At 72.8% G+C, this 25096-nt stretch carries 23 protein-coding genes; 8 read left to right on the top strand and 15 right to left on the bottom strand.

Features of this window, described 5'->3' with window-relative positions; all coding sequences use genetic code 11:
- Positions 1-79 precede the first annotated feature (79 nt).
- Positions 80-1240 (top strand): FHA domain-containing protein, encoded by a 1161-nt coding sequence (locus WMF20_RS44350; RefSeq protein WP_437607817.1) that lies wholly within the window; start codon positions 80-82, stop codon positions 1238-1240.
- A gap of 37 nt (positions 1241-1277) precedes the next feature.
- Positions 1278-2642 (top strand): L,D-transpeptidase, encoded by a 1365-nt coding sequence (locus WMF20_RS44345; protein ID WP_437607816.1) that lies wholly within the window; start codon positions 1278-1280, stop codon positions 2640-2642.
- Positions 2643-2848: 206 nt separating this feature from the next.
- Here WMF20_RS44345 and WMF20_RS44340 read toward each other — a convergent pair whose 3' ends face one another.
- The 9 genes from WMF20_RS44340 to WMF20_RS44300 all read right to left on the bottom strand — a co-directional run bounded on the left by WMF20_RS44340 (position 2849) and on the right by WMF20_RS44300 (position 9631).
- Positions 2849-3187: an ATP synthase F0 subunit C gene (locus tag WMF20_RS44340; RefSeq protein WP_061622327.1), complete on the bottom strand. Its 339-nt coding sequence runs from the start codon at positions 3185-3187 to the stop codon at positions 2849-2851.
- 290 nt (positions 3188-3477) lie between these two features.
- Positions 3478-4248 (bottom strand): F0F1 ATP synthase subunit A, encoded by a 771-nt coding sequence (gene atpB / locus WMF20_RS44335; protein ID WP_129579894.1) that lies wholly within the window; start codon positions 4246-4248, stop codon positions 3478-3480.
- A 203-nt stretch (positions 4249-4451) separates the two neighbouring features.
- Positions 4452-4916, bottom strand: coding sequence for an ATP synthase subunit I (locus tag WMF20_RS44330; RefSeq protein WP_437607815.1), 465 nt, complete (start codon positions 4914-4916; stop codon positions 4452-4454).
- A complete protein-coding gene (locus WMF20_RS44325; RefSeq protein ID WP_437607814.1) occupies positions 4906-5274 on the bottom strand; it encodes an AtpZ/AtpI family protein in 369 nt (122 codons plus the stop codon). The genes WMF20_RS44330 and WMF20_RS44325 overlap by 11 nt, the downstream gene beginning before the upstream one ends.
- A gap of 106 nt (positions 5275-5380) precedes the next feature.
- Positions 5381-6004 carry an RdgB/HAM1 family non-canonical purine NTP pyrophosphatase gene (rdgB, locus tag WMF20_RS44320; RefSeq protein WP_129579891.1) on the bottom strand — a complete coding sequence of 208 codons (624 nt, stop codon included), beginning with the start codon at positions 6002-6004 and terminating at the stop codon, positions 5381-5383.
- Positions 6001-6774, bottom strand: a complete 774-nt coding sequence (rph, locus tag WMF20_RS44315; protein WP_061622322.1) for a ribonuclease PH — start codon at positions 6772-6774, stop codon at positions 6001-6003. Before rph ends, rdgB begins: the two co-directional genes overlap by 4 nt.
- An 82-nt stretch (positions 6775-6856) precedes the next feature.
- Entirely contained in the window at positions 6857-7864 is a 1008-nt protein-coding gene (locus WMF20_RS44310; RefSeq protein ID WP_437607811.1) for a murein hydrolase activator EnvC family protein, read from the bottom strand.
- Positions 7861-8754, bottom strand: coding sequence for a cell division protein FtsX (locus WMF20_RS44305; protein ID WP_129579889.1), 894 nt, complete (start codon positions 8752-8754; stop codon positions 7861-7863). Before WMF20_RS44305 ends, WMF20_RS44310 begins: the two co-directional genes overlap by 4 nt.
- Positions 8755-8800: 46 nt before the next feature.
- Positions 8801-9631, bottom strand: coding sequence for a cell division ATP-binding protein FtsE (locus WMF20_RS44300; protein WP_437607809.1), 831 nt, complete (start codon positions 9629-9631; stop codon positions 8801-8803).
- On the opposite strand from WMF20_RS44300, the gene WMF20_RS44295 reads away from it, so the two are divergent.
- The 4 genes from WMF20_RS44295 to WMF20_RS44280 all read left to right on the top strand — a co-directional run bounded on the left by WMF20_RS44295 (position 9604) and on the right by WMF20_RS44280 (position 15457).
- Positions 9604-10584 carry a methionyl-tRNA formyltransferase gene (locus tag WMF20_RS44295; RefSeq protein ID WP_437607808.1) on the top strand — a complete coding sequence of 327 codons (981 nt, stop codon included), beginning with the start codon at positions 9604-9606 and terminating at the stop codon, positions 10582-10584. The two genes, WMF20_RS44300 and WMF20_RS44295, sit on opposite strands and share 28 nt — an antisense overlap.
- Before the next feature lie 125 nt (positions 10585-10709).
- Entirely contained in the window at positions 10710-11819 is a 1110-nt protein-coding gene (locus tag WMF20_RS44290; RefSeq protein WP_437607806.1) for a hypothetical protein, read from the top strand.
- 24 nt (positions 11820-11843) lie between these two features.
- Positions 11844-14894, top strand: coding sequence for a BamA/TamA family outer membrane protein (locus WMF20_RS44285; RefSeq protein ID WP_437607804.1), 3051 nt, complete (start codon positions 11844-11846; stop codon positions 14892-14894).
- Between the two features lie 59 nt (positions 14895-14953).
- A complete protein-coding gene (locus WMF20_RS44280; protein WP_437607803.1) occupies positions 14954-15457 on the top strand; it encodes a hypothetical protein in 504 nt (167 codons plus the stop codon).
- 206 nt (positions 15458-15663) lie between these two features.
- On the opposite strand, the gene WMF20_RS44275 is transcribed toward WMF20_RS44280, so the two are convergent.
- The 4 genes from WMF20_RS44275 to WMF20_RS44260 all read right to left on the bottom strand — a co-directional run bounded on the left by WMF20_RS44275 (position 15664) and on the right by WMF20_RS44260 (position 20113).
- Complete coding sequence (locus WMF20_RS44275; protein WP_020740990.1) at positions 15664-15846, bottom strand: hypothetical protein; 183 nt, start codon at positions 15844-15846, stop codon at positions 15664-15666.
- Positions 15847-16180: 334 nt separating this feature from the next.
- A complete protein-coding gene (locus WMF20_RS44270; protein WP_148314458.1) occupies positions 16181-16477 on the bottom strand; it encodes a hypothetical protein in 297 nt (98 codons plus the stop codon).
- Positions 16478-16937: 460 nt separating this feature from the next.
- A complete protein-coding gene (locus WMF20_RS44265; RefSeq protein ID WP_437607802.1) occupies positions 16938-18218 on the bottom strand; it encodes a penicillin-binding transpeptidase domain-containing protein in 1281 nt (426 codons plus the stop codon).
- Positions 18219-18406: 188 nt separating this feature from the next.
- Positions 18407-20113 carry a porin gene (locus WMF20_RS44260; RefSeq protein ID WP_437607801.1) on the bottom strand — a complete coding sequence of 569 codons (1707 nt, stop codon included), beginning with the start codon at positions 20111-20113 and terminating at the stop codon, positions 18407-18409.
- A gap of 357 nt (positions 20114-20470) precedes the next feature.
- On the opposite strand from WMF20_RS44260, the gene WMF20_RS44255 reads away from it, so the two are divergent.
- Entirely contained in the window at positions 20471-21571 is a 1101-nt protein-coding gene (locus WMF20_RS44255) for a PhoH family protein (protein WP_129579882.1), read from the top strand.
- A 49-nt stretch (positions 21572-21620) separates the two neighbouring features.
- Here the strand turns inward: WMF20_RS44255 and WMF20_RS44250 are convergent, their stop codons facing one another.
- Complete coding sequence (locus WMF20_RS44250) at positions 21621-22265, bottom strand: hypothetical protein (RefSeq protein WP_437607799.1); 645 nt, start codon at positions 22263-22265, stop codon at positions 21621-21623.
- A gap of 79 nt (positions 22266-22344) precedes the next feature.
- A complete protein-coding gene (locus WMF20_RS44245; RefSeq protein ID WP_437607798.1) occupies positions 22345-22941 on the bottom strand; it encodes a class I SAM-dependent methyltransferase in 597 nt (198 codons plus the stop codon).
- 1512 nt (positions 22942-24453) lie between these two features.
- On the opposite strand from WMF20_RS44245, the gene WMF20_RS44240 reads away from it, so the two are divergent.
- On the top strand, positions 24454-25026 hold the full coding sequence (locus WMF20_RS44240; RefSeq protein ID WP_129579879.1) for a hypothetical protein: 573 nt from the start codon (positions 24454-24456) through the stop codon (positions 25024-25026).
- Positions 25027-25096 lie beyond the last annotated feature (70 nt).

Here is a 25096-nt window from a genome sequence, read left to right as displayed (position 1 = left end):
GGGCCATCAGGTGCTTGCAGGGAAGAGGCCGGGAGGAGGCTTCCCAGCGCAATTCATCCTCCGTTATCGTTGGGTAGAGATGAGCGCGGATCCGAACAAGAAAAGCGCACGGACGTTCCAGTGTCGCGATGTCCTTTGGGAGACGTTCGAGCAGATGGCGCGCGAGCTCGAGTGCTCCATCGACTACCTCATCAATGAGTCGATGAAGCAGTACGCGCGGCAGCGAAGCTACAGCCCGCGCACGCCCTTTCCTCCGCCCGCGAGGGTCGACGCGGCGCCCGGCTCCGGACACCAGCCGGTCCCGCACGCTCATCAGCCCAGCGCGGTGCCCCCGGCCGCGACGCCCCCGCCGCCCGGGCTGATGACGCCCGGCTCGCCGCCGCCCTTCGGACCGCCGGGCGGGCCGCCGATGGTCGCCCTGCAGCAGCAGCCGACGCCCGCGGGGGCCTACGGCGCGCCGGCCGGCGCGCCCGCCTATGGCGCGCCCTCGCCGCCGTACGGCGTGTCCCCCGTGGGGCCCGTGCCGACGCCGGTGCCGGCGCTCACGCCGCCGCCGCCGGGGCAGGTCCGGCCGGGCGCGCCGCCGCCGCCGCCGCCGCCTCCGGGCAGCAGCAGCGCGGGCGGGAAGCGGCCCAGCCTGCCCGTCCCGCCGCCCATCCCGGGCCGCGTCGGCGGCCCGCCGCCGCCGCCGACCAGCGTGACCCGCCTCGGCGTGCCGCCGCCGCTCCCGTCGCAGGCCACGAACCCCGGCGGGCGCCAGAGCATGCCCGGCGCCGCGGCGAGCCGCTCGGGGCCGCCGCCGCCGCTGAGCAGCGGCGCCGGGTACGCCTCGCCCATCGCGCCGCCGATGGCGCCGCCGCCGATGGCGCCGCCGGGGTACGGCGTGCCGCCGCAGGCGGCGTCCAGCGTGCCGGGTCCGCCGCCGATGAACATGGCGATGCCGAACCAGGTCCCCGCGGGCCCGGCGCTCGCCGCGTTCTACGCGGGGCAGCGGTTCGTGGTGAACAAGGACCGGTTCATCATCGGGCGCGGCAAGCAGTCGAGCGATCTGACGATCAAGGACCCGAACGTGTCGCGCCAGCACGCCATGGTCGAGTTCCTGAACGGCCAGTACTACATGGTCGACATGGGCTCGACGAACGGCGTCGAGTACAACGGCCAGCGCATCGCCCGGAAGGCCATCGTCGAGGGCGATCTCTTCCGGATCTGCGATCACGAAGTGCGCTTCTCCTACCGCTGATCGCGGCGGTCCCGCCCCTTCCGCCGGAGTTCGCACGATGACGAAGCGTGGTGGCGCCGCCGCGGGCCCCTCGGAGCTGCCCCGCGGGGCGGCGCTGCGGCGCGCGCGGCGCGGCGCGCTGAGGGCCGGCGCTGCGGCGGTCGCCCTCGGCGCGGCGATCTGGGGCGGCGCGGTCCTCGCGTCGCAGCTGCCGCCGTGGGTCGCGGAGGGCGACGCTCCGCTGCCGGCGTGGGTCAGGAGCGCGCGCGTGCTCAAGCGCGACCAGCCGCTGTTCGAGGCGCCGGGCGACAACCCGCGCCGGCGCGGCTCCGTCGATCGCAACGTGCAGCTGCCCATCTTCGCGGCCCGGCGCGGAGGCGGCTGCCTCGGGCGCTGGCTCGAGGTGGGCGCCGCGGCCTGGGTCTGCGACGACGCCGTCGAGCTCTCCGCCGCGGGTCCGATCAGCCCGCTCGTGCGCACGTGGCGCGAGATGCCCGACGGGCTCCCGTACCGCTACTACTTCGTCGGCCCCGACGGGTCGTTCGGCTATCGCCGGGCCGAGGCGGCCGACATCGACGCGCCGGACGCGCAGCTCGAGCCCGGCTTCGCGGTGGCGATCGTCGAGGAGCGGGCGCTCGGCGGGTCGCGCTACGGCCGCACGAACAGCGGCTTCTGGGTGCCGATGCGCGATCTCGGCCCGGTGCGCGCGTTCGCCTTCCACGGAGAGACCGTCCCTCCGGGCGCCGCGGAGATCGGGATCGCGTGGGTCGTGTCCGAGAGGGCGCCGCTCTTCACGCGCACGGCGGCGGGCTTCGCGCGGACCGACGAGAGCAAGGCGCGGTTCGAGGTCGTCTCCACGCTCGAGGAGGCGCAGGGCGCCTCGGGCAAGCTCGCGCGCATCGCGGACGGCGACGCGGCGGCGTGGATCTCGCTCCGCGATCTCCGGCGCCCGTCGGTGGCGCCGCCGCCGCCCGAGGTCGACGTCGAGGCGGGCGAGCGGTGGATCGACGTCGAGCGTTCGACGCAGACGCTCGTGGCCTACGAGGGGCGTCGACCGGTGTTCGCGACGCTTGTCTCGACCGGCAAGGGCGCGCCCGGGTCGTCGCGCGCGACGCCCGCCGGCACGTTCCGCATCTGGGCCAAGCTGCTCACCTCGGACATGGACAACCTCGAGGACGAGGGCGCCGACCGCTATTACCGGATGGAGGACGTCCCCTACGTGCAGTACTTCTCCAAGGGGGTCGGGCTGCACGGCGCGTTCTGGCATCGCTCGTTCGGCCAGGTGCGGAGCCACGGGTGCGTGAACCTGGCCCCGCTCGACGCGCAGCGGCTGTTCTGGTGGACGTCGCCGCGGCTCCCCGCCGGCTGGACGGCGGTCCTCCCCACGGCGCACGAGCCGGGCACCGTGGTGCGCGTGCGCTAGCGCAGGGCGCGAACCGCGGCGCGCGACGGGTCACGCCAGCCGCGGCGCGCGCGAGCCGTCGCGCAGGGCCGCGGCTGCGATGGGTCTATGCGCAGGCGGAGAGAGAGCGCGCGCGGGCGAGGTCCATCGAAGGGGCGCTCGGCCGGCGCAGCGGGCGGGGGAAAGGAGCAGCGGAGCCGGGCCTGGTGGGCGCGGCCGGCGCTGGCTCAGAGGGCGATCTTGCCCTGGAGGAAGAAGGCGATGACCCAGGAGAGGAGCACGAGCGACTCGATGAGCGCCAGGCCGAGGATCATCGGGGTCTGGATCCGGGCCGCGGCGCCCGGGTTCCGGGAGATACCCTCGAGGGCGGCCGCAGCGGCGCGACCCTGGCCCATGGTGCCGCCGAGGGCAGCGATGCCGATCGCGAATCCGGCAGCGACGGCGAGCCACGAGTTCGCGTCGTACTTGTTCGACGCCGCGCCATCCTGCGCCAGCGCCATAGCGGGAACCAGTACCAGCGCAGTGCCGACAACGGCGGACAGCGACAGCTTGCTCTTCAGCGACATCCGAATCTGCTCCTTTCAAGCCACACAGCCCGCGGGGCTGCATGCGTACATCTGCGTGGGTCGGGGGCCGCGCGGGCGGCACCCCCTCGAGAACCGGGGATCGCTCCCGGGACCTCTTCGACTGCTCGGTAGGGGACGCGCTCGTGCAGTCCACCCACCGCTCTGGGGCAACCCATCGACAGCGGGGCCCCTCTAATCCGATTTTCGAGGGCTGGCTAGCCTTCTCTTCACCTCCAGCGCCGTTCTCCTCGGCGCCGGGTGATGCCTGACCGAGCGGTCAGGCGAAGCGATCAGTGATGGTGGTCCGCCTTCTCCGTCGCGAGCCCGATGTAGATGCAGCTCAGCAGGCAGAACACCAGCGTCTGCACGACGATGACGATGATCGCCAGGAACATCAGCGGCACCGGGACGAACAGCGCGACCAGCCCGAGGAAGATGCTCGCCACGAGGTGGTCGACCCCGATGTTGAGCATGAGCCGGATCGAGAGCGTGACCGGACGGACGCAGGTGGAGATGACCTCGATGGGGAAGATGAGCGGCGCCAGGTACCACTTCGGCCCGGCGAGGTGGGCGATGTAGCCCCAGCCGTTCTCCTTCAGCCCGTAGTAGTTGAAAAGGACGAACACCACGACCGCGCACCCGATCGTGACGTTCAGGTTCGAGGTCGGCGGGTTCACGCCCGGGATGAGCGCCGACGCGTTCGAGAAGAAGATGAACGCCGCCGAGCCCCCGACGAGCGGGAAGTACCGCTTCGCGTTCTCGGGCCCCATCACGTCCCGAGCCATGCCGTAGAAGTAGCCGAAGAACGCCTCGAAGAACGTGCGCAGCGTGAGCTTGTCCTCCGGGACCACGGACTCGTTCAGGCGCCGGTACTGCCCGCGCACCTCGCTCGCGAGCAGCACGAACAGCACCATGATGAGGAGGCTCATGAAGATCGGCTCGGTCCCGCGGTAGTCGACCGTGTGGTGACCGATGAACGTCTTGCCGATGTTGCGAGCGTTCTCCCGGAGTCCGGGGAGCTGCGCCAGGAGGTACGTGAGGAACCCTGTATGCTCAGGCATGGCTTTCGTCGTCGATGCGCCGCGCCGACGGCCGCGCGGCTGTGCCGGTACGGCCGCGCGCGCCGGCGCGCCTTGGGGGAGTTCGCCCTCGGTCGAGGGGCCTCGCCTCTACCACAACTCCTTTACGGTGGGCACCCTGGAGCGCGCCGACGCGGTGCCGCGTCGCGCGGGGCGCTCGCGGCGGCGCCGGCCGGCGCGGGAGCTCAGCCGCGAGCGCCAGGGGGGGCTCCGTCGTCCGGCGGCTTCGGCCCGAACAGCGTCCCCAGGCTGATGCCGACCACGAGCGAGGCGTAGCCGACCATCAGGGCGACCCCCGAGACGAGCTCGGTCTTCAGGACGAGCCAGACGCCACCCATCAGGCCGAGGAGCTTGATGATCGCGATCAGCGTCCACGACACGGTGTGGCCCCTGCGCGAGAGGAACGCGTCGACGATGCGCGCGAAGACGTACAGGTTCGCGGTGGCGATGGCGCCCCCGATGCCGACGCCGAGCGCCGCGCGCGCGCCGTACGCGAGCAGCGCGGCCACGGACAGGACCGCGGCGGTGCCGGCGACCCAGCGGAGCACGGCCCGCATGGTCGCGTCGCCGACGCCGGGCTCTCCGTCCGCGTCGGGCTCCTCGTGCGGCGGGCCGCCGCCGCGCGTCCCGGGGCTTCGCTCAGCGCTCATCGTGCTCCTTCGCGGGCTGCCGCTCGTCGGGGTAGGGGACGACGTCGCTCGAGTCCGCCCGGCGATCGCCGTTCGCGGCGCGCTCGTCCGCGCGCGCCTTGCGGTCGTCGAACATCGGCGCGGGGTTCCCCTGCTCGCGCTCCTCGCGCGCGGCCGCCGCCTGCATCTCCCTCCACGCCCGGTGGACCGCCTTGCCGGCGGCGCCGAGGCCGAAGAAGAACCAGAGCACCGCGAGGTACGGCTCGGTCCCGAGCTTCGCGTCGAGCCAGCGGCCGATGAACAGGCCGACCAGGATGCAGAGCACCACCTCGAGACCGACGGTCCCGTAGCTTCCGACGGCCTTCCAGTCCTGCTTCATCAGGGGATCCGATCACCAGGCAGTACTTGGGTGCCTTGGGTCGCGATTACAAGCGGTCCCGGACGGGGTCAACGCCGTCGGGGCGTCCCGACGGCGTCGCGCCGGCCTACCGCCGCGCGATCAGCGCCTCCAGCGCGGAGCGCATCGCCTGCGCCGCCTCGCCGCGGTGGCTCACGCGGTTCTTCTCGGCCTCGCCGAGCTCGGCCATCGTCCGTCCGTACGCTTCCACGACGAACAGCGGGTCGTAGCCGAAGCCGCCCGAGCCCGTGGGCTGCCTGGCGATCCACCCCTCGCAGCGCCCTTCGGTGACGACGGGTTGCTCCGCGGACCGCGGATCGAGCAGGACCATCACGCAGCGGAAGCGCGCTCGACGCTGGCCGTCCGGCACGTCCGCGAGCGCCGCGAGCAGCGCCGCGTTGTTCTCCGCGTCGGTCGCGTGCTCGCCGGCGAAGCGGGCGGACCGCACGCCCGGCCGGCCGCCGAGCGCGTCCACCTCGAGCCCCGAGTCCTCGGCGAGCGTCACCAGGCTCGACCGGAGCGCCCCGGCGCGCACCTTGAGGAGCGCGTTCTCCAGGAACGTCGCGCCGTCCTCGACCACCGGCGGCGCGTCCGGCAGCACCTCGGCCAGCGAGCGCACCTCGATCGGGAGATCGGCGAGCAGCGATCGCAGCTCCGCGAGCTTGCCCCGGTTCGAGGTCGCGGCGAGCAGGCAGAGCGGCTCCCGGCTCACGCGACCCTCCAGTGATCGGTCTGGAACAGCGCCGCGAGGTCGACGCCGGCGTCGCTCAGCGCGCGGTGCTGCGCGCTCGCGAGCGACGCAACGCCCGCGAGCGCGAGGTCGATCATGCGGTCGAGCTCCGTCCGGGGGATGGCCTCGTCCTCGGCGGTCGCCTGGACCTCGACGATCGCGCCGACCGCGGTCGCCACGACGTTCATGTCGACGCGCGCCGCGCTGTCCTCCGTGTAGACGAGGTCCAGGGCGAGCCCGCCCGGGAGGTGGCCCACGCTGATCGCCGCCACCTGATCGCGGAGCGCCGGCCCCTTGAGCGACCCGGCCGCGCGCATCCGGTCGAGCGCCAGCGCGAGCGCCACGAACCCGGCGGTGATCGACGCGGTCCGCGTGCCCCCGTCCGCCTCGAGGATGTCGCAGTCGATCGCGATCGTCTGCTCGCCGAGCTGCTTCATGTCGATCGCCGCGCGGAGCGCGCGCCCGATGAGCCGCTGGATCTCCTGCGTGCGCCCGCTCGGGGCCTTGCCCCGCCCGTCGCGCGGCTCCCTCCGGGTCGGGCTCGAGCGCGGGTGCATCTGGTACTCGGCCGTGAGCCAGCCCGCCCCCTTGCCGATCATCCACGCGGGCACGGTGGGCTCGACCGACGCCGTGCAGAGCACGACCGTCCTCCCGGCGCGGTAGAGGACGGACCCCTCCGCGTTGCGGTGGAACCCGAGGATCATCTCCACCGGGCGGTGGACGTCGAGGGCGCGGCCGTCAGGGCGATTCACGAGGGCCGCCTTAGCACAACTCGGGCGACGCACGGGCGCCTCGCGGCGGGCGAGGCGCCCTGCGGTCCTACGGTCCTGCGCGCTACATCCCGAACCAGGGGCCCGGGTCGATCACCTCGGCGCCGCGCCGGAGCTCGAAGTAGAGCTTCGCGCCGTCCGGCCCGCTCCCGACCGTGCCCACCCGCGCCCCGCCTGCGACCTGATCGCCGGCGCGCACGTCGGCGGCGCCGAGGTTCGCGTACACCGAGTAGTGCCGCTCGCCGTGATCGACGATCACGGTGAGCCCGTAATCCGCGTAGGTGTCGGCGAAGGCGACCCGCCCCGCGGCCACGCTGCGGACCGGCGCGCCGGAGAGCGCGGTGAGCTCGACGCCGGGCCCGCCGGCGCCGCGGCGCGACACCTTGCGCACCTCGGCGCGGCCGGCGATGGGGAAGGGGAGCCGCCCGAGGAGCGAGCGGAAGCCGGCGCGCCGATCGAGCTCGGCGGGGCCGGTGTCGGCGCCGTAGATCGCGAGGTAGTCGGGGCGCACGCTCGTCTCGAACGCGCGCGAGAACGCGGCGCGGCGCTCCTCCTCCTGGGCCAGCGCGACCCGCGCGCGGTTCATCGCCTCGCGGTGCACCTCGAGCGGCGCGCGCTCCGCGCCGAGGTGCGTGAGCCGATCCGCGAGCTCGGCGCTGCGCCGGGTCAGCTCGGCCTCGCGGGCGAGATCGCGCTCGAGCGCGAGCCGGGTGCGCTCCACGCGGGCGGCGTGGTCGACCAGCGCGTCGAACCCGCCGCCCACCGGGAGGAAGCCGGCGCGGACGTGGCGGTAGTACGCACGGCCGCGCGCGACCATCCGGCGGCGGGTGAGCTCGAGCGCGGGGCCGATGGAGTCGAGCTCCGCGCGCAGCGCCTTCTCCTCGGCGTCGAGCTTCGCGAGCAGCCGATCGAGATCGTTCTCCGCCAGCGCGGAGCTCGGGCGCGCCGCCGGCGCCGCCTGGGACGCCCGGGGCGACGACGGGGCGTCGGCCGCCGGGACCGCGGCGCCGCTGGTCGCCGCGCCGGTCAAGAGCGCCAGCGCGATCGGCGCGAGCCGGGCGCGGCGCCTCACACCGCCACCATCTTGCGCAGCGTGAGCAGCGCGGTGGCGGCGCCGAGGGCGGCGCCGAGGGCGACCATGCCGAGCACGACCTCCCAGGGCAGGAACGACGGCGAGACGCCGAGCAGGTTGGCGAGCTCGTGATCGAAGCGGCCCCGCACCATCAGGAACAGCGCGCCGAGCATGAGGAGCGCGCCGGCCGCGCCGGCCGCGCCCTGCGTCGCGCCCTCGACGATGAACGGCCGGCGCACGAAGCCGTCGGTCGCGCCGACCAGCTTCAGCACCTCCACCTCGATCTTCCGGCGGTGCAAGAGGAGGCGCATCGTCGAGCCGATGACGCTGACGACGGCGCAGAGGACGATCGCCGCGAGGCAGGTGCTCGCGGCCACGCCGCCGCCGAGGAGCGACGAGAGCCGCTCCGTCCAGCGCTGGTAGGTCTCCACCGTGTCCACGGCCGGCAGGGCGCGCAGCTTCACGGTCATCGACGCGAGCGCCTCGTCGGAGATCTCCTCGGTGAAGCCGACCTCGAGGGACGCGGGGAACGCGCTCGGCGGCAGCGCGGCGAGCGCCTTGTCGCCGTCGTCGTGCACCACCTCGCGGCGCGCCTCGGCGCTCGTCACCAGGCGGACCTTCTTGACCCCCTCCGTGCCCTCGAGCGCGCGGGTGAGCTCCGCGGTCTCCGCGTCGGTCGCGCTGTCGCGCAGGTAGATCGTGGCGCGGCCCGCGCGCGACCAGCGATCGCGCACGGCCATGAGGTTCGTGACCACGAGGAGGGCCGACGCGAGGCAGACGAACGCGACCGCGAGCGAGAAGATCGACAGCGCCTGCAGGCGCCAGTCGCTCCTCCCGGCCCGCCAGGTGCGAAGCCATCTCCGCCGATCGTCACGCTCGCTCGTCTGCATCCCGTTCCCTCTTCCATCCCCGGAGCCTGAGCCGGAGCCCTCGGCGCTACGCCGCGCCGCGCACGCCGCTGTCCATCTCGTCCTCGCCGCCGTCGCCGTCGTCGCCGACGAGCTCGCCGCCGGAGCCGAGGCCTTGCGGCACGTCCGTCGCCTTGCCGTCGTCGAGCACCACCACGCGCCGCGGGCGCACGTCGAGCAGCGTCCGATCGTGCGTCGCGAACAGGACCGTCGTGCCGGTCTCGTGGATGTCCTCGAACAGCCCGAGCAGATCGATGGCGAGCTGCGGGTCGAGGTTGCCCGTCGGCTCGTCTGCCAGGATCAGCGTCGGCTCCCCGACGATCGCGCGCGCGATCGAGACGCGCTGCTGCTCGCCGCCGCTCAGCACCTGCGCCCGGTCGCCGCCGCGCCCCGACAGGCCGACGCGCTCGAGCGCCTCGCCGACCCGGGTCCGGAGCAGGCGCGACGGCAGGCCGAGGACCTCGAGCGTGATCGCGACGTTGTCGAACACCGTCCAGCTCGGGACCAGCTTGAAATCCTGGAACACGAAGCCGATGTTGCGCCGGAGCGCGGGGATCGACGCGTCGGTCAGGCGCGCGATGTCCCGGCCGAGGAACAGGATCCGGCCGTCGTCGACGCGCTCGGTGCGGTGCACGAGCCGGAGGAGCGTGCTCTTGCCCGAGCCGCTCGGGCCGGTGATGAACACGAACTCGCCCCGCTCGATCGCGAGCGACATCCCCCGGAGCACCGGCTGATCCGCGCGGTACGACTTATATACGTCCTCGAAGACGAGGATCGGTCGGCGCGCGGCGGACGCGTCGTAGCGGTGGCCGGGCCGGAGCGCCGGACGAAATGAGCCTTGCGGAGGGGGCGCCGCCATCGGACCCTTCACCTATCAGCCTGCTCGGACACGGAAAACTTTTCGGCCGACGCCCGGGCGAGCGCCCCCTCCGGGTCGCCTTTTTCGGCCTCCCGCTGGCCGCGCTGCTGCTCCACGGCGACGGCCACGACATCGCGCTCGCCGCGATCAGCCGCGCGGACGCGGTGGGGCTCCGCCGCGCCCGCCGCCTCTTCGGCGAGCGCCTCCTCCTGCGCCCCGCCGTCGAGCGGCCCGAGCTCAGGTCGCGCGTCGAGGCGCTCGCGCCCGACCTCCTGGTCAGCTGGTTCTGGACCACGCGCCTGCCGATGTCGCTCGTGCGGGCGGCGCGGCTCGGCGGGATCGGCGTGCACCCCTCGCTGCTCCCGCGCCATCGCGGGCCGGATCCCACCTACTGGGCGATCGCCTCGGGCGACGCCGAGAGCGGCGTCACGGCGCACCGGATCGAGGCGGAGTACGACACCGGCGACATCCTCGACCAGGAGCGGCTCCCGATCGACCCGGCGTGGACCGCGTGGCAGCTCGCCCGCGCGCTGGACCGGCCGAGCCTGCGCGTGCTGCGACGCACGGTCGCCCGGTTCGCGGCCGGCGAGGCGGTGGCGGGCGTCGCCCAGGATCCGGCGCTCGCGACGCAGGCGCCCGCGCCGGACGACGAGGCGTGCGCGATCTGCTGGTCGTGGCCGACGGAGCGCGTGCTCCGGCACATCCGCGCCCTCGCGCCGGCGCCGGGGGCGTGGACCGAGATCGAGGGCGCCTGCGTCATCGTCCTGCGGGCCGCGCCGGCGCCGATCTTCCCGGGGGCGCTCGCGCCGGGCGAGGCGGTGGCGCAGGGCGGGGTGGTCCTCGTGAGGACCGGCGACACGGCCGTCGCGCTGCTGGAGGGGGAGATCGACGGCGAGCCGGCATCGGCGGGCGAGCTCGCGGCGCTCGTGGCGTCGGGCGCACCGAGCGGGTGACGGCCGGCCCGGGCGCGCTCTTCGGCCGGCCGCGGCGCCGGCGGGGTCGCCTGGCCGGCGCGCGGGCCATCGAATCCTGAGCCTACGCGCGCGCGACCGCGTAGGATGCGCCCTTCGGAGGATTCATGTCGGAACCCGCGCAGCTTGCGAAAAGCGCCCGCGAACTGCTCGCAGCGGCGCTCAATGCGCTCCAGTCGAACGGCGTGTCGCCGGAGGTCGAGGCGCTCGCCGAGCCGATCGCGCAGGCGATGGGCATCATGCACCGCATCGAGCGCTCCGGGGGACAGACCCTCGATGGCAGCGAGATCGCGCTCGGCCACGTGCGCGACGTCTTGAACCGCCTGCAGAGGATCACGGTGGCCGATCCGGTGATCGACGTCTTGATGGAGCACGTCGCCTCCTCGCTGAGCAAGGTGCACGCGCTGAGCAGGGCACAGGCCGCGGCAACCGCGCAGCCGGCGGCGCCCGCGGCGGCGGCGCCTGCGCCCGTCGCGGCGGCGCCTGCGCCCGTCGCGGTTGCGCCTGCGCCCGTCGCGGTTGCGCCTGCGCCCGTCGCGGTTGCGCCTTCGCCCGTCGCGGTTGCGCCTGCGCCCGTCGCGGTTGCGCCTGCGCCCGTCGCGGTTGCGCCTGCGCCCGTCCCGGTCCCGGCAGCTGCGCCTGCACCCGTCGCAGCGGCCCGTGCGCCCGTCCCGGTCGCTGCGCCGCCGCCGGTCGCGGTGGCCGCCCCTGCGCCCGTCGCGGCGGCCGCTTCTCCGCACCTCCAGCAGACGCTGCCCTCGCCGCAGCCGTCGCGGCATGCGCCGGCCCCGCACGCGTACCCCGCCGCGCCTCAGCCGGCTGCGGACGCGCGCCGAGCGCCGCCGCCCCAGGCCGCACAGCCGTCGGCCGACAACCGCGCGCCCGCCGCCGTCGTCGACGTCGAGCTAGGCGCTCTGACCCCGTCGAACTTTTACAAGGGGCTCGCTGGCAACGACGTCATCGAGCACGGGGGCATCTTCGTCGCGACCTACAAGATCCCGCCGATCGGCGCCGTCGTGACCTTGCGTGTCCGCCTGCCGGGCGACTACGAGTTCACCGCGCTGGCCGCGGTCCGGTGGACGCGCGAGGCCGGCGGCTCGAAGGACTCGGCCGAGCCGGGCTTCGGCGCCCGGATCACGCAGATCTCGGCGGAGGGCCGCCAGCTCGTTTCCCGGTTCACGCGCAACAGGGAGCCGCTCTTCTACGACGACCTCTGACGCCGCCACGCCGCCTCGATCCTGGTGAACCGTTTCTTCTCGCGCTCCGGCTCGCGGGCGAGCCGGCCGCTCCACCGCGCCGCCTCCGTCCTCTCCGCCGTCGCCCTCGCGGCGCTGCTGCTCCTCGCGCCGCGGCCCGCCCGGGCGACCGGCGACCCTGATATCGCGTTCTGGACCTACGAGACCGACCACTTCCGGGTGCACCACCCGCAGGGCCTCGAGCCCATCGCGGCGCGCATCGCCTCGCTCGCCGAGACGATCTACGGGCGCGTCGAGGGCGCGCTCGGCTACGCCCCGCGGGGCCGCACCGAGATCGTGATCACCGACGACTCGGAGATCGCGAACGGATCGGCCGGCACGCTCCCGTACAACGCGATCCACCTCCTCGCGTCGGGGCCCGAGGACATGTCGACGCTCGGCGACTACGACGACTGGTACCTCGACCTGCTCACGCACGAGTTCACGCACATCGCGCACATCGACAACACCTCGGGCATCCCCGCGATCCTGAACGCGATCGTGGGCAAGTCGTTCTCGCCGAACCAGGTGCAGCCGCGGTGGATCATCGAGGGGCTCGCCGTCGTGAGCGAGAGCAACCACACGAGCGGCGGCCGGATGCGCTCGACCATGTTCGACATGTACCTGCGCGCCGACGTGCTCGAGGACAACATCGCGGGGCTCGATCAGATCTCGAGCTCCCCGTTCCGCTGGCCGCAGGGCACCCTCTGGTACCTCTACGGATCGAGGTTCTTAGGCTGGATCCTCGACGTCTACGGGCCGAACACGATGCGCGCCGTCTCCGCCGACTACGGCGCGTCGCTCGTCCCGTGGGGGATCAACCGCGCCATCCGCCGCGTCACCGGCAAGACCTACGTCGAGCTGTACGAGGGCTGGAAGGACCACCTCCGCCGGCTCTACCGGGAGCAGGTGGCGGCCGTCGAGGCGCGCGGCCTCCGCGAAGGCGCGCGGCTCACGCACCACGGCCGCACCGTTTATTACCCGCGGTTCGTTCCGCCCGTCGGGCGTCGGACGTCCGCGGACGAGATCGTCTACTTCCGCGACGACGGCCGCGAGCGCCCCGGCATCTACCGCCTCTCGCTCGCCGCGCCCGCGCCCGGGACCGAGCGCAAGGAAGCGCTGGTCGCGCGCACCAACACGGCCTCGCGACCGGCGTTCACGCCGGCCGGCGACATGATCTTCGCGGCGCGCATGCCGTGGCGCAATCAGTACTACCGGGACGACCTGGTCTTCCTCCCGCGCGGCGAGGAGGCGCCCGACGGCGACGAGCCCTCGCGCCGCCCGCTGACGCGCGGCCTCCGATCCTCGGCCCCGGACGTGAGCCCGACCGGCGATCTCGTCGCCTTCTCGCTCAACAGCAAGGGCACCCGCTACCTCGAGATCGCGCGGCTCTCGCGGGACGGCGCCCTCTCGGAGCGGCGCGATCTCGTGCCGAGCGCCCGCTTCGAGCAGGCCTACTCCCCGTCGTTCTCTCCCGACGGCAAGCGCCTCGCCTACAGCGCCTGGACCGCCGGCGGCTACCGCGACATCCGCGTGGTCGACGTCGCCACCGGCAGCTTCCGTGAGGTGACGCGCGATCGCGCGACCGACATGAGCCCCGTCTGGTCGCCCGACGGCGAGACGCTCTATTTCACCTCGGACCGCACCGGCATCCACAACGTCTACGCGTACGCGCTCTCGACCGGCACACTGCGGCAGGTCACCAACGTGAGACTCGGGGCCTTCCATCCGGCGATCAGCCCCGACGGCAAGACGCTTGTCTATGTCGGATATACGTCCCGCGGCCACGACCTCTTCGTCATGCCGCTCGATCCGGCGCGCTTCCTCCCGGCGCCGCCGCCCCCGACCGATCGCCCCGATCCCCCGACCGCGCCCGCGGCGGTGCGGCTCGAGCGCTCCCCGTACAACCCGCTTCCGACGCTCGCGCCGCGCGCGATCACGCTCGACTACGCGCCCGGGAGCTACGGGTCGAACGCGCTGACGGTGAGCGTGACCGGCTCGGACATCGTCGGTCGTCACTCGGTCTTCGGCGAGCTCACCGTGCAGCCGGACGCGCCGGCCCCGACCGTCCTCGTCGGGTACACCTACGGGCGGCTGCCCATCGACCTCGGCGTCCGCGCGTACTACGCCATGACGCCGCGCAGCGGCTACCGCATCAACGGCCGCTACGTCGCCTACGACGAGCGATCGATCGGCGTCGTCTCGGGCGTCAGCTACCCGATCCGCGGCGAGTTCTCACGGCAGAACCTGAGCGCGTCGTTCAGCAGCGTCGCCTTCAAGGGGCAGCTCCCCATCGGCAGCAAGCTCGACCCGTACGCGCCGCGGACCATCCTCCCGCCGCAGGGCACGCTGAACCTCGCGCACGTCGGCTATGCGTTCTCGAACGCCGAGGGCTCGATCGAGGCGTCCGGCGCGCCGCGCGGGATCTCGCTCAACGCGGGCCTCGATTACGCCGGCCCGGAGACGGGCAGCAGCTATACGACCTACGCGTTCTCGACCTCGCTCAGCGCCTACGTCGCGATGCCCTGGCCTGGCGACCACACCCTCGCCTTCCGCGTCGCCGGGGCGGTCTCCGGCGGCAACTTCCCTCGGGGCGCCGCCTACGCGGTCGGCGGGTACGATCTCGAGAACCTCACGCTCATCGACACGCTGCTCACCGGGGTCACGAATAGCTCGTTCACGCTCCGCGGCTACGCGCCGGGCGTGATGGCCGGCCGCGCGTATTTCTCGCAGACGCTCGAGTACCGCGTGCCCGTCCTCGAGCCCGATCGCGGCCTCTCGACGCTGCCGCTCTACCTGCGCCGCATCGACGCGAGCCTCTTCCTCGACCACGGCGGCGCATTCAACCGCTTCGAGACGGACGACCTCGCGCTCTTCACGCAGGGGAGCCTGCTCTACTCGCCCCAGCTGCACACCTCGATCGGCGGCGAGGTGTGGCTGAGCCTGACGACCGGGTACGTCCTCTCTTCGCAGCTGCGCTTCGGGTACGCGGTCGGCCTGAGCCCGCTCGCGATCCCGGGCGGCCAGCTCTACTTCGTCGCGACGAACTCGTTCTGAGCGCCCCGCGCCGCCGGAAACTTTGCCCGCGCCGGCCCCTTCGCCCACGGTGGTCGGCCATGCGCGCCCTCCTCGCCCTGAGCGTCGCCGTCCTCGCCGGCTGCGGCATCGCCCCGAGCAACTCCCAGCGCCTCACCGAAGCGGCGCTCGAGATGAACACGGCGGCCCGGTTCGGCCGCATGGATGTCGCGCTCGAGCGCGTCGGATCGAGGGCGCGGGAGGACTTCATGCGCCGGCACGCCGATTGGGGCCCCCGCCTCCGGGTCGTCGACGTGGAGTTCGGCGGCTTCGAGATGACCCAGCGCGACGAGGCCGAGGTCTACCTCGAGGTCCTCTGGCTGCGGCACGACGAGGCCACGGTCCGCACCACCCGGATCGCGCAGCGCTGGCGCGACGAGCGAGGCCACTGGGAGCTGGTCGGCGAGGAGCGAAGAGACGGCGACACTGGCCTGCTCGGCGAGCCCCCGCCCAAGGAGAAGCCGGCCGGCGAGGCGGCGAGCGCGAGCGACCCGGGCCGGCGACCCGGCCTGAGCCTTCACACGCGCGTCATTCGTGACGAGTGAACGCCGCCGCTGAACCGGGCGGCGCGAGGCTACGCAGCGGACCGCGCCAGCGCCCTCACGGCGCCGGCGGGCGCGATCGCGGCGATCGCGTCGGTCGCCGCGATCGCGCCGGCGCCATCACGCGCCGGCAGGTGCGATCTCGGGGAATGTCGTGACCGTTTCGCGGGATGGAGCCAGCGCGCGGCCGGCGGACCGGCCGTGCACCGTCAGGAAGCCGGGGCAGGGGTCGCGGGAGCGGCGGCGCTCTTGGGGGCGCGGGGCTTCTTCGCCTTGCCGGCGACCTCCGTCGTGGCCCGCGACAGCTTGCTGCGCTTGGCGCGCTCCTTCTTTGCAGCCTGCGCCTTGCGGCGCCTCATCTTCATCGACTGGCGACGATCGCGCTTGCCCATGGCTTCAATCTCCTCACGGTCGGGGGCACGGGCGCGGCATCGTGACGACAGCTCGCCAGGCGAGCCCCATCCTGCACCGGTGGATGGCCTACCGCGGGGCCCCTCAAAGGGAGCGGGACTCTGCCCAAGAGCGCATGGAAGCGCAAGGGGCAATGCGCTCCGAAACGCAGTTCTCGCGCTAGACGCGCGTACAGTGCGACGCCCGGCCAGGCCGCCCGCTTGCGGGCCACCGCCTGCGGGATCTGCGCGATTTGTTGGGGAATTGCGCGTTGTTACGTCAGCACGTCGGCACGTCGTGCACGTCAGGCGCGGGAGCCGCGCGGCCCGGCAGCGCTCAGCCGCCGACCGCGCCGTCCAGCGCGACCTCGCGGCCGCGGACCTCGAGGCGGTACCGGGAGTTCACGGTCTCTATGTAGAAGACCTCCCGCCCGGCGAGACGCAACACGCGCTTGACTGGCGTCGTCACGTATTCATGCATTCCGTCGGAGAACTCGATGACGATGACCGAGCCTTTCCGTGGTGCACGGACGAGCCGGCCAACGACTGCGCGCGATCCCCGGCCGAGCTTGCGGAGCACAACCTGCACAACAGAGATGCTAGCACGCAGATCTCGGCCGAGCACAAGCTGCACAAGCAGCACCTCTCGCAACTAGGTCCCACCCTGGCCCAGGGTGTCCGGTTGCATCGGAGCGGCCCGGACCTGCGCGCCGCGGACGGCGAGCAGGTGGTAGCGGGGCCGGCCCCGGCGGAAAAGTTCTATAAATCGATCGCTGCCGCGGGCGTACAATGGTCCTGCAAACCTGGCAGCCGTCGAGCAGGCCCATCGCTCGCGCGCGTCATCATCGCCGGACCGTTGGATCGCGGCCAGGGCGGAATCCTGACGAACGCGCTCGGTGACGCGGCGGGGTTACGCAGCCTACGCGTGGTCTGCCTGACGCGCGGCCCGGCTCGGCCAGCGTTTCCGGCCGAGTCGGCTCGGTCCGGACGCTTCCGCCATGCCCGTACGCTGCTGCGCCGAGCCGCGCGACGCCGCGCAGCGCGTCGCACCCGGGCCTTTCGCGCCGCGGCTCGGCGGCCGGCCCGGGCGTGCGTCATCGCCGAGCGGTCGAGCCGGTCCGGTTGTTCGGATCGGTCACGCCGGGCGCGCCCTTGTCCGCGAAGTAGGTGCGGAGCATGTCGCACGCGACGTTGGTCGCTTTCACGCGCCATTTCGCGCCGTTGGCGACCATCACCGAGATCGCGACCTCCGGCTTGCGGCTCGGGGCGAAGCCGACGAACCAGGTGTAGAAGGGCCCTTCGGGCGTCGGCTTCGTGAGCGTCCCCGTCTTGCCAGCGACGCGGATATCCGGGAGGTAGGCGCGGCCGTTGCGGTCGTGGAACGAGCGGTAGCTCGTCCCGTTATCCACCGTCGCCTCCATCATCGTGGTCACCGCGCTCGCCGTGCTCTCGTCCATCACGCGCTTGAGCACCTGCCGCTCGCTCACGCCCTGGTAGATCTCGCCGACCTCGTCCTTGACGCTCGACACGACGTGGAGCCGGATCATCTCGCCCCCGTTGGCGAGGGTGGTCGCCAGGTTCGCCCCCTGGAACGGCGACAGCGTCGTGTTCCAGAAGCCCGCCGCCGTGCGCGCGAAGCCGAGCTCGTCCTCCGGCAGCGAGATCGTGCTCGTCGCGACGTTCACGTCGAACGGCATATCCTGCCCCCAGCCGAGCTTCGCGGCCACGGCGCCGAGCTTCTCGTGATCGAGGTTCTTGGCGGCGAGCCGCGCGAACACCGTGTTGATGCTGCGGCCCATCGCCTGCGCGAGCGTCGCGCAGTACTTGTCGCGCCGCTTGTTGTCGATCATGTCGGCCGGCCGGATCGAGTGCTCGCCGCCCGAGTAACACTGCTTCGTGTTCGGGCTCAGGCCGGCCTCGACGAGGGCGGTGCCCGTCACGATCTTGAAGACGCTCGCCGACGGCGCGGTGGCCTCCGCGGCGACGTCGTGCAGCGCGCCTTCGTGCACGTAGCTCGCCCAGACGAGCACCTTCCCGGTGCGGATATCGGTCATCACGACCGCGCCCTCCGGGACCTGGCCGGCCCGCAGGAAGCCGATCGCCGCGCGCTGGTACATCGGATCGAGGGTCAGCTCCGCGACGCGGCCGCCGTGCGCCGGCGCCGTCGGCGGGCTCCGCCGGTCGTCGATGCGCGTGAGGTCGAGGTCCGTGAGCGGCGGCGGCGTCACGGTCCGCGTGATCTTCGGCCCGCCGGCGGTCGTCTTCTTGGCGAGCAGCCCTCCGAGCTGGACGTCGTGCTCGCGCAGCATGGGGAGGGTCACCGCCACGAGCCCCACGGCTGCACCGACGGCGATCCACTGACGCATCTCGCGCATGGCCCGACGGGTACCCCGCCGGGGTGTCCTGGGCCAAAATTGAGGCGCGCCATTTGGCCGGCGCAGCGCGGCCCGCGCTGCGCCGCGCCGCGCAGGGAGCCCCGCCGGCGCGCTTCGTTGGAGGGCAAACGAACGAGCGAGGAGCGCGGCCGGCACGCCGGCCGCGGCGGGACACGCGCGACGCGCGTCTAGAAGGACAGGCTGAGCCGGGCGCTGAGCTCGTGCAGCGCGTGCGCATCCGGATCGGGCTCGCTCAGGGTATTGCCCGGCACCCGGAGGAGGTTCTCGCTCGAGCCGCTGCCCGGCGTCAGGTAGGCGCTGTAATTCACGCCGAGCCGCACGTTCTTCGTATGCCAGTAGTTCGCGGCGAGGCCGATCTGCATGACGTTGAGGTCGGTGCCCGGCCCGTTCTCGGCGCCCGGCGTCCTCTCGTCGTACGCGCCCTCGCGGGACGCGCCGTCGTACGTCGCGTTGATCCCAGCGAGGAGCGCGGCGACCTCGAGGCCCGACTTCGGCTTCTCGAGCTCCTTCGAGAGGTCGATCTTGGTCGGGCGCGGGCTGAACCCAGGATCGCCGCTGACGAAGGCGTCGCCCACCGGCCACGCCGAGAGCTGCACGTACCACCCGAGCCCCCGCACCTGCCCGAGCCGCTCGGTGTTGGTGAGCTGATAGCCCTCCACGGCCTCGCGCGTGTTGTTCGCGACGTAGTAGGCCTCGGCCCGGAGCTCGACCATCTTGATGGGCAGCCGGAGCTCGCCGCCGATCGCGTTCTGCGCGCCCGACGGGATGACGTGGATCGGGCGCTTCAGCGAGTCCGTGTAGCCGCCGCCCCAGAGCGTGTAGCCCTGCCCCGTCCTGATGGGCGCGTAGTCGTAGCCCACGAACTCCTGGTCTCGCTCGCCGTGGCGCGCGCTGATGCCGATCTGCGCCTTCGCGAGCAACGCCTTCTTGTCGCCGCCGAACGGGCGCGCGAAGACGCGGGCGACGAAATCGGGCGGGGCGTCGACGCCGGGCCGGTTTTGCCCGTCGCCGCCGAGCACGCTGACGCCGTAGACGAGCATCCTGTCGGCGACGTCGCCCCAGATGGTCAGGCCGATGTCCTTGCCCTCCGGGTAGGCGAAGCTCCGGGTCCCGATGTTGCGCTCCAGGAACGTCGAGCTGTTGTCGCTCGTCTGGTTATCCATCGAGAAGAACGTCGTGTACTGCCCGAACATGAAGTTCAGCGCCGGCATGACCGAGTAGTTGATCCAGACGTCGGCGAGCACCGCGTTCGAGGTCGTGCCCTCGACGGGGGCGAAGCGCGCGGTCTCGGCGGTCGGCGTCTGGCCGGGAGCCGCGGCGGCGTTCTCGGTCCTGCCGTTCGTGTTCGCGAGCCCCTGGCCGCCGAAATCGACGTCGACGTCGAAGGACCACTTCTTCAGGAACTCGCCGGCCAGCTCCAGCCGCGCGCGGCGGACGAAGAAGCGCGGCTTGAGCGCGGCCCCGCCGCTCGTCGCGGTCACGTCCGACACGCCGCCGCCGAAGCTGCTGTAGAAGTCGAGGTTCATCCTCCCCTTCGGGTACAGCCGGAAGGTGTCGTTGGCGTCCCGAAGGAAGAAGCCGCCGTGCCAGCCGGCGAGCGGCTGCTGCTCCTTCACGACCGCGGCCTCGGCGGTCGGCGCGAACACCTCCGGCGGCGGCGGCGGCGGTGCGGCGGTCGCCGGCGCGCCCGGAGGAGGCGGCGGCGGAAGCTGCTCTGCCGGCGGCGGCACCGGCTCCGGCGGCGGCGCCGGTGCGGCGGCGGCAGGCGGTGGCGCCGGCGCGGCGGCGCCGGTGGGCGGCACCGCGCCGGCGGGCGGCACCGCGCTGGCGGGCGGCACCGCGCCGGCGGGCGGCGCCGCGCTGGCGGGCGGCACCGCGCCGGCGGGCGGCGCGGGTGCTGCGGCCGGAGGTGGCGCCGGCGCCGGTTGCGCCGGGCCCTGGGGCCCAGGCTGTGCTAGCGCCGAAAGGCCCGACAGCGTAACAGTCATGCCCAGCAGCGCCGATGTAGCTAACCTCATGCAGTTCTCCCTGTGTGCGGCTCGCCCGCGTGCCCGAAACTCCACGCATTATCAACGCTGGATTATGACCAGGACGTTACGATTCCGTGTAGGGCACGGGACGAGCGGGCGGGACAGTCGCGTGACAGGTGGGTGCAGTCAAGGGTCCGTTCAAGGGAGGACGGCGCGTGCCGGCGGCGGAGCGCCGGAGCAAAGGCGGGGAAGGATCACTCGATGACGACCAGCGTGCGGATCACGGCGGATGTCGAGGTGCTCGACAACAGCACCTTGGTGGCCCTCGCCGGGCCAGGGAACGAGAATCTCAAGCTCATCGCGCGCACTCTCGGCATCGAGTCGGGCGTCCGAGGCAACACGATCCGGCTCGCCGGGGACGCCGACAAGGTCGCGCTCGCCGAGCGGTGCCTGGCGGAGGCCGCGCAGATGTTGAGGAGCGGCGTGGTGCTCGACCCGCAGGACTACGTCCGCGGGGTCCAGGCGCTCCGGGACGACCCTGGGATGACCCTGCGCGAGCTGTTCGAGGACGTCGTGCTCATCTCGGCGCGCCGCCGGCCGATCTCGGCGAAGGGGCTGGCGCAGAAGCGCTATATCCAGGCGATCCGATCGCACGACATGACGTTCGGCATCGGGCCGGCGGGGACGGGCAAGACGTACCTCGCGATGGCCATGGCGGTCCACGCGCTGCTCGAGCGCCGCGTGAAGCGGATCATCCTCACCCGGCCGGCGGTCGAGGCGGGGGAGCGGCTCGGCTTCCTGCCCGGCGATCTCGCCGAGAAGGTGAATCCCTACCTGCGCCCGCTCTACGACGCGCTCCACGACATGATGGACGCGGACAAGGCGCAAGGCCTCGTGACGCGCGGCCAGATCGAGGTCGCCCCGCTGGCCTTCATGCGCGGCCGCACGCTCAACGATTGCTTCGTCATCCTCGACGAGGCGCAGAACGCGACGAGCGATCAGATGCGCATGTTCCTCACGCGCCTCGGCTACGCCTCTCGCGCCGTGGTGACGGGCGACGTCACGCAGGTCGATCTCCCGCACGGCGCGCGCAGCGGCCTCGCCGAGGCGCGCGAGCTGCTCGCGGGGATCGAGGGGATCGCGATCTGCTCGTTCACCGAGGTCGACGTCGTGCGCCACCCGCTCGTGCAGCGGATCATCGTGGCGTACGAGCAGCGGGACGCCGAGATCGCTCGCCAGCGCGAGGAGCGGCGGAGCGAGGCGGGCCGCGGCGGCGGTCGCGGCGGCGCGGCCGGCGATGTCGGCGCTGCGCCGCCGGGCAGAGCGGCGGGCGAGCCGGGCGGGGCCGGGGCGGCGAGCTGACGCGCGACGCCGGTGGACGAGACGACGTCGTCTCGTCCACCGGCGCTGCTCATTTCTTCTTCAGCTCCACGGGTGACTCGCGCACGAGCATGGCGTCGGGCCCGGTCACCCGGATCCTGCCCGCGATGACGTTCTCCTTCAGCTCGCCGACGAGGATGCCGGTCATCGCGCTCGGCGCGCGCGGATCTTCGGGGAAGACCGAGGCGCGGACCACGCCGTCCTCGACCTTTCCGACGAGGGTCGCGTCGCCGAGCGCGCCTTTCGCCGTGCCCTTCAGCTCACCGCTCGGCTCGATGGTCAGCGTCACCGTTCCTGGGCCGGTGGCCTGCTTGCCGTCGTCCTTCTGGCGCACGGCGTCCTTCACCTTGGGGGGCAGCACGACGCTGCCTTTCTTGGCGTCGTAGCGCCCTTCCCACGTCCCCTGCCACGCGGGCGTGCCCGTGGGAGCGCCCACGTCTCCCGGCGCGCCTGCGTCCGGCGGCTCGGCGGCTGCCGAGCTGGCCGCGGGCGGCGCGCTCGCCGCGGGCGGCGCGCTCGCCGCGGGCGACGTAGGCGGCGGGGGCGCGGGCCGCTCCGGTTCGCCCGGGCGCGGCGGGCTCTCCTCGCAGGCGGCGAGGAGGGCGATGGCGAGGGACAGGAGGAGCGCGGGGGCACCGCCGCGCGCCCGGCGGGCTCGTGTTCCGGTGGCGTTCACGCGGACGCTTTTATTACGTGCCGGGCTGGTCGTCGCGTCGATTTGACGGGCCGGCGTCGCGAGGCGGGGCGCCTCCGGATCAGGCGGCCTTGCGGAACGCCAGGGTCCAGCGCCGGTCGCTCGTCGCCTGCGCGCATTCGGGGGGGATCCCGAGCGAGCGCAGGATGTCCCGCACCTCCTCGACCGCGAGCGCGGCGCGCAGCGACGCATCGAAGAGGGCGCGCTGGTACGGCGTATCGTTCGCTGCATACGTGGCGACGAGGGCCGCCACCGACGCCTCGTCCTTCGGACGGAGCAGATCTCGGATGAACAGGAGCCCGCCGGGCCGGAGGACGCGAAACATCTCGCGCATGACCTGCATCGGCTCCGGGATGTGGTGGATGATGCTGTTCGAGAGGACGGCTGAGAACGTCTCGTCCGGCTCGGGCAGCGCCTTGGCGTCCACGAGGGCGAGCGTGATGGCGCCGGTGAGCCCCGCCTGCTCGACGCGGCGGCGCCCGAGGTCGAGCATCGACGCGGAGAGATCGATCGCCTTGATCCGCGCTGTCGGTACGCGCCGGCAAAGCTCGATGGGCAACAGGCACGTCCCCGTACCGACGTCGAGGGCGTATGCGAGATCCGGATCGAGGCAGAGGAGCGCGTCGCAGAACGCCGCGTTCACGGCGGCGAGATCCATGGTGTGTCGTAGGCCCGCGCCTCCTCGTCGGTATCCATGACCTCGGGCTCGAGCACGCGGGCCAGCGACATGCGCGCATCGTTCTCCCCGACGGACGCATGTCAACTCCCCGACGGACGCGCATGTCAACGGATTGTGGGCGGCTGATCGATCTCGTCCGATCGCCGGGCCAGCGTCGACCTCGGCCCGCGCGGATTCCGGGTCGCCGTGGATATGGACAGGAGGGCGTTCGAAGAAGTCGAGGTGGAGCGGGCCTGGCCGCCGCCGTTGCTCCTCCTCTCATTGGAGCAGGCGCCAATGTCGTAGAGCCCGTGCATCCGGAGCGCGAACCGCGCGCCGCACTCGAGCCGGGCCGAAGGCTGAGCTGACTTGGGAGCGCTCGATCGGACAGGCCGAGCACGGCGATGAGCTCTCCTCGGCGCTCCTCTCTTCTATATAATGAGAGGTCCTGCTGGATCGCCGCGCGCCCGCGCGCCGGTCCGGCGGGCACGACAGGCTCCAGCCGGCCGCGTTGCCCGCGGGTGAGAGGTGCGCGCGTGATGTCGAGATCGGCGCTGAGCGAAGAGAGGGCGTGCCTCGGAGGGCGGCGCCCCCGCTGGCGTCCACTCATCGGTCCGAAGAGCTCGGCGGGTTGGCTTTTGACCGAGCCGCGGCCGAGCGCGCGAGCCCGCACAATCCCGCGGAGATGAGCGCATGTCGTGCGGAGCGCTCGCTCAGCGCAGCGGCTCGCGGCGAGCCAGCCGGCGACTCGCGCCGGCGCAGCGGGGCTCAAGCAGGCGCGCGGACATAGACGCCGGCGTCGCGCCGCGGGCGGACGGGAGGCTTCGCTCGGCGAGAGGCCGTGGCGCGGCGGACCCGGGGGCGAGGCGCTCGCGCGGTCGGCCCTGATTCCTTGCCCCTCCGGCGCGATTGCGAAGCTCCCCGGCGGCGCCCCTCCCGGGGCGGCATCGTATCATCATGCGCCCGCATAGGTCAGTCGTGCGCCCAGGGCGTGCAATGTAGCCATGCGCTGGCCGCCTGTGTGTGGTCGCCAGGCGCTCGCATCCGGCGCGGGGCGCTTCAATGATTGGGGGCGGGAGGCCCAGGCCGGGGTCGATGCGCCTCGCAGTTGTGCGCGAGCCCGCATTGCCGCCCGTGACGGGCCTGATCGAGGGAGCGGGGTTGCTCGGTTCTCATACAGTTCTTACCTGACCTGCCGCGAGCACCCGAGACACGCAATGCCGCGGTGCAGCGTGAGGGGCCTGAGAGGGTTGTCGCGGCTCGGGCCGTCCTGCGCGGGGGAGGGGTCTCGGCTATCAATCGACGCGCGTGGGGGCGCTTCATCGCTCGGCTCGTGTCGAGCAAAGCAGCCCAGCCGTTCGTGGCCGTCCAATGAGCTCTCCGATTGAGCCCGCCCGCAGCGCCTATTGAAAGAAAAGACGGCCGGCTATCCTCAATTCGCTTGACCAGGCAAGTGGCAACGGCATAGTCGTATCCAACCGCCGAGCTGGATTCGGCGACGAGGGAGAGCACATGGCGACCGATGCCTTTTCACAGCAGATTGTAAACCTCGTGCGGAAAATGCCGGACGAGGCGATCCTCGCGCTCGTCAAGAATCAGCTGGGCGCCGTGACAGGGGCGGCGCCGTTGGTTCCTCCGCCGGCGCCGCGCCGCAGCCGTACGCGCGCCCGCGCTGGAGCGGTCCAGTCCAAACCTTCTTCCGTCGCGGCCAAGCGTGGCGCCGCGCCGAAGCGTCGGCCCGGCCGCCCGCGCAAGTCGCCGGCCGCCTCGGCGGAGCGTCAGGAGACGCTCGACGCGGTCGAGCGTGTCGTCAAGGCGAGCTCTGGCGTCAGCGCGAGCGAGGTGGCGAAGCAGGCGGGTATCCCGCAGACGCGCGCCGCTGCAGCGCTGAAGGAGCTCAAGCTGGAGAAGCGGATTTTCCAGGGGGGTGACCGCCGCTTCGCCCGCTATGCAGGCGACGCGAAGACGGCCGAGCAGGCGAGCGCGAACGCGCGCAAGACCGCGGCGGGACCTGCGCCTGCTGCGAAGAAGCCGAGCGCCAAGGGGCGCAAGCGCGTCGCTCAGGCTGCCGCGCCAGCGAAGTAGGTCGCGCGACCACCGCGCACGCCAGGGTCAGATGGGATGGAGGCTTTGCTGACGCGTCGCGTTCAGAATG

Origin of the sequence: Sorangium sp. So ce834 (assembly GCF_051521425.1) — a bacterium.
GTDB classification, from domain to species: domain Bacteria; phylum Myxococcota_A; class Polyangia; order Polyangiales; family Polyangiaceae; genus Sorangium; species Sorangium cellulosum_D.
This window is presented reverse-complemented; position numbering and strand designations above follow the sequence as displayed.

What these genes read in the sequence shown, in the direction of transcription:
- WMF20_RS44265 (WP_437607802.1), bottom strand. Translation starts at nt 18,218, where the DNA reads ATGCGCGAGATGCGTCAGTGGATCGCCGTCGGTGCAGCCGTGGGGCTC.
- WMF20_RS44290 (WP_437607806.1), top strand. Translation starts at nt 10,710, where the DNA reads ATGTCGGAACCCGCGCAGCTTGCGAAAAGCGCCCGCGAACTGCTCGCA.
- WMF20_RS44305 (WP_129579889.1), bottom strand. Translation starts at nt 8,754, where the DNA reads ATGCAGACGAGCGAGCGTGACGATCGGCGGAGATGGCTTCGCACCTGG.
- WMF20_RS44280 (WP_437607803.1), top strand. Translation starts at nt 14,954, where the DNA reads ATGCGCGCCCTCCTCGCCCTGAGCGTCGCCGTCCTCGCCGGCTGCGGC.
- WMF20_RS44275 (WP_020740990.1), bottom strand. Translation starts at nt 15,846, where the DNA reads ATGGGCAAGCGCGATCGTCGCCAGTCGATGAAGATGAGGCGCCGCAAG.
- WMF20_RS44325 (WP_437607814.1), bottom strand. Translation starts at nt 5,274, where the DNA reads ATGAAGCAGGACTGGAAGGCCGTCGGAAGCTACGGGACCGTCGGTCTC.
- WMF20_RS44295 (WP_437607808.1), top strand. Translation starts at nt 9,604, where the DNA reads ATGAGCCTTGCGGAGGGGGCGCCGCCATCGGACCCTTCACCTATCAGC.
- WMF20_RS44340 (WP_061622327.1), bottom strand. Translation starts at nt 3,187, where the DNA reads ATGTCGCTGAAGAGCAAGCTGTCGCTGTCCGCCGTTGTCGGCACTGCG.
- WMF20_RS44255 (WP_129579882.1), top strand. Translation starts at nt 20,471, where the DNA reads ATGACGACCAGCGTGCGGATCACGGCGGATGTCGAGGTGCTCGACAAC.
- WMF20_RS44330 (WP_437607815.1), bottom strand. Translation starts at nt 4,916, where the DNA reads ATGAGCGCTGAGCGAAGCCCCGGGACGCGCGGCGGCGGCCCGCCGCAC.
- WMF20_RS44350 (WP_437607817.1), top strand. Translation starts at nt 80, where the DNA reads ATGAGCGCGGATCCGAACAAGAAAAGCGCACGGACGTTCCAGTGTCGC.
- WMF20_RS44240 (WP_129579879.1), top strand. Translation starts at nt 24,454, where the DNA reads ATGGCGACCGATGCCTTTTCACAGCAGATTGTAAACCTCGTGCGGAAA.
- WMF20_RS44245 (WP_437607798.1), bottom strand. Translation starts at nt 22,941, where the DNA reads ATGGATCTCGCCGCCGTGAACGCGGCGTTCTGCGACGCGCTCCTCTGC.
- atpB (WP_129579894.1), bottom strand. Translation starts at nt 4,248, where the DNA reads ATGCCTGAGCATACAGGGTTCCTCACGTACCTCCTGGCGCAGCTCCCC.
- WMF20_RS44345 (WP_437607816.1), top strand. Translation starts at nt 1,278, where the DNA reads ATGACGAAGCGTGGTGGCGCCGCCGCGGGCCCCTCGGAGCTGCCCCGC.
- WMF20_RS44300 (WP_437607809.1), bottom strand. Translation starts at nt 9,631, where the DNA reads ATGGCGGCGCCCCCTCCGCAAGGCTCATTTCGTCCGGCGCTCCGGCCC.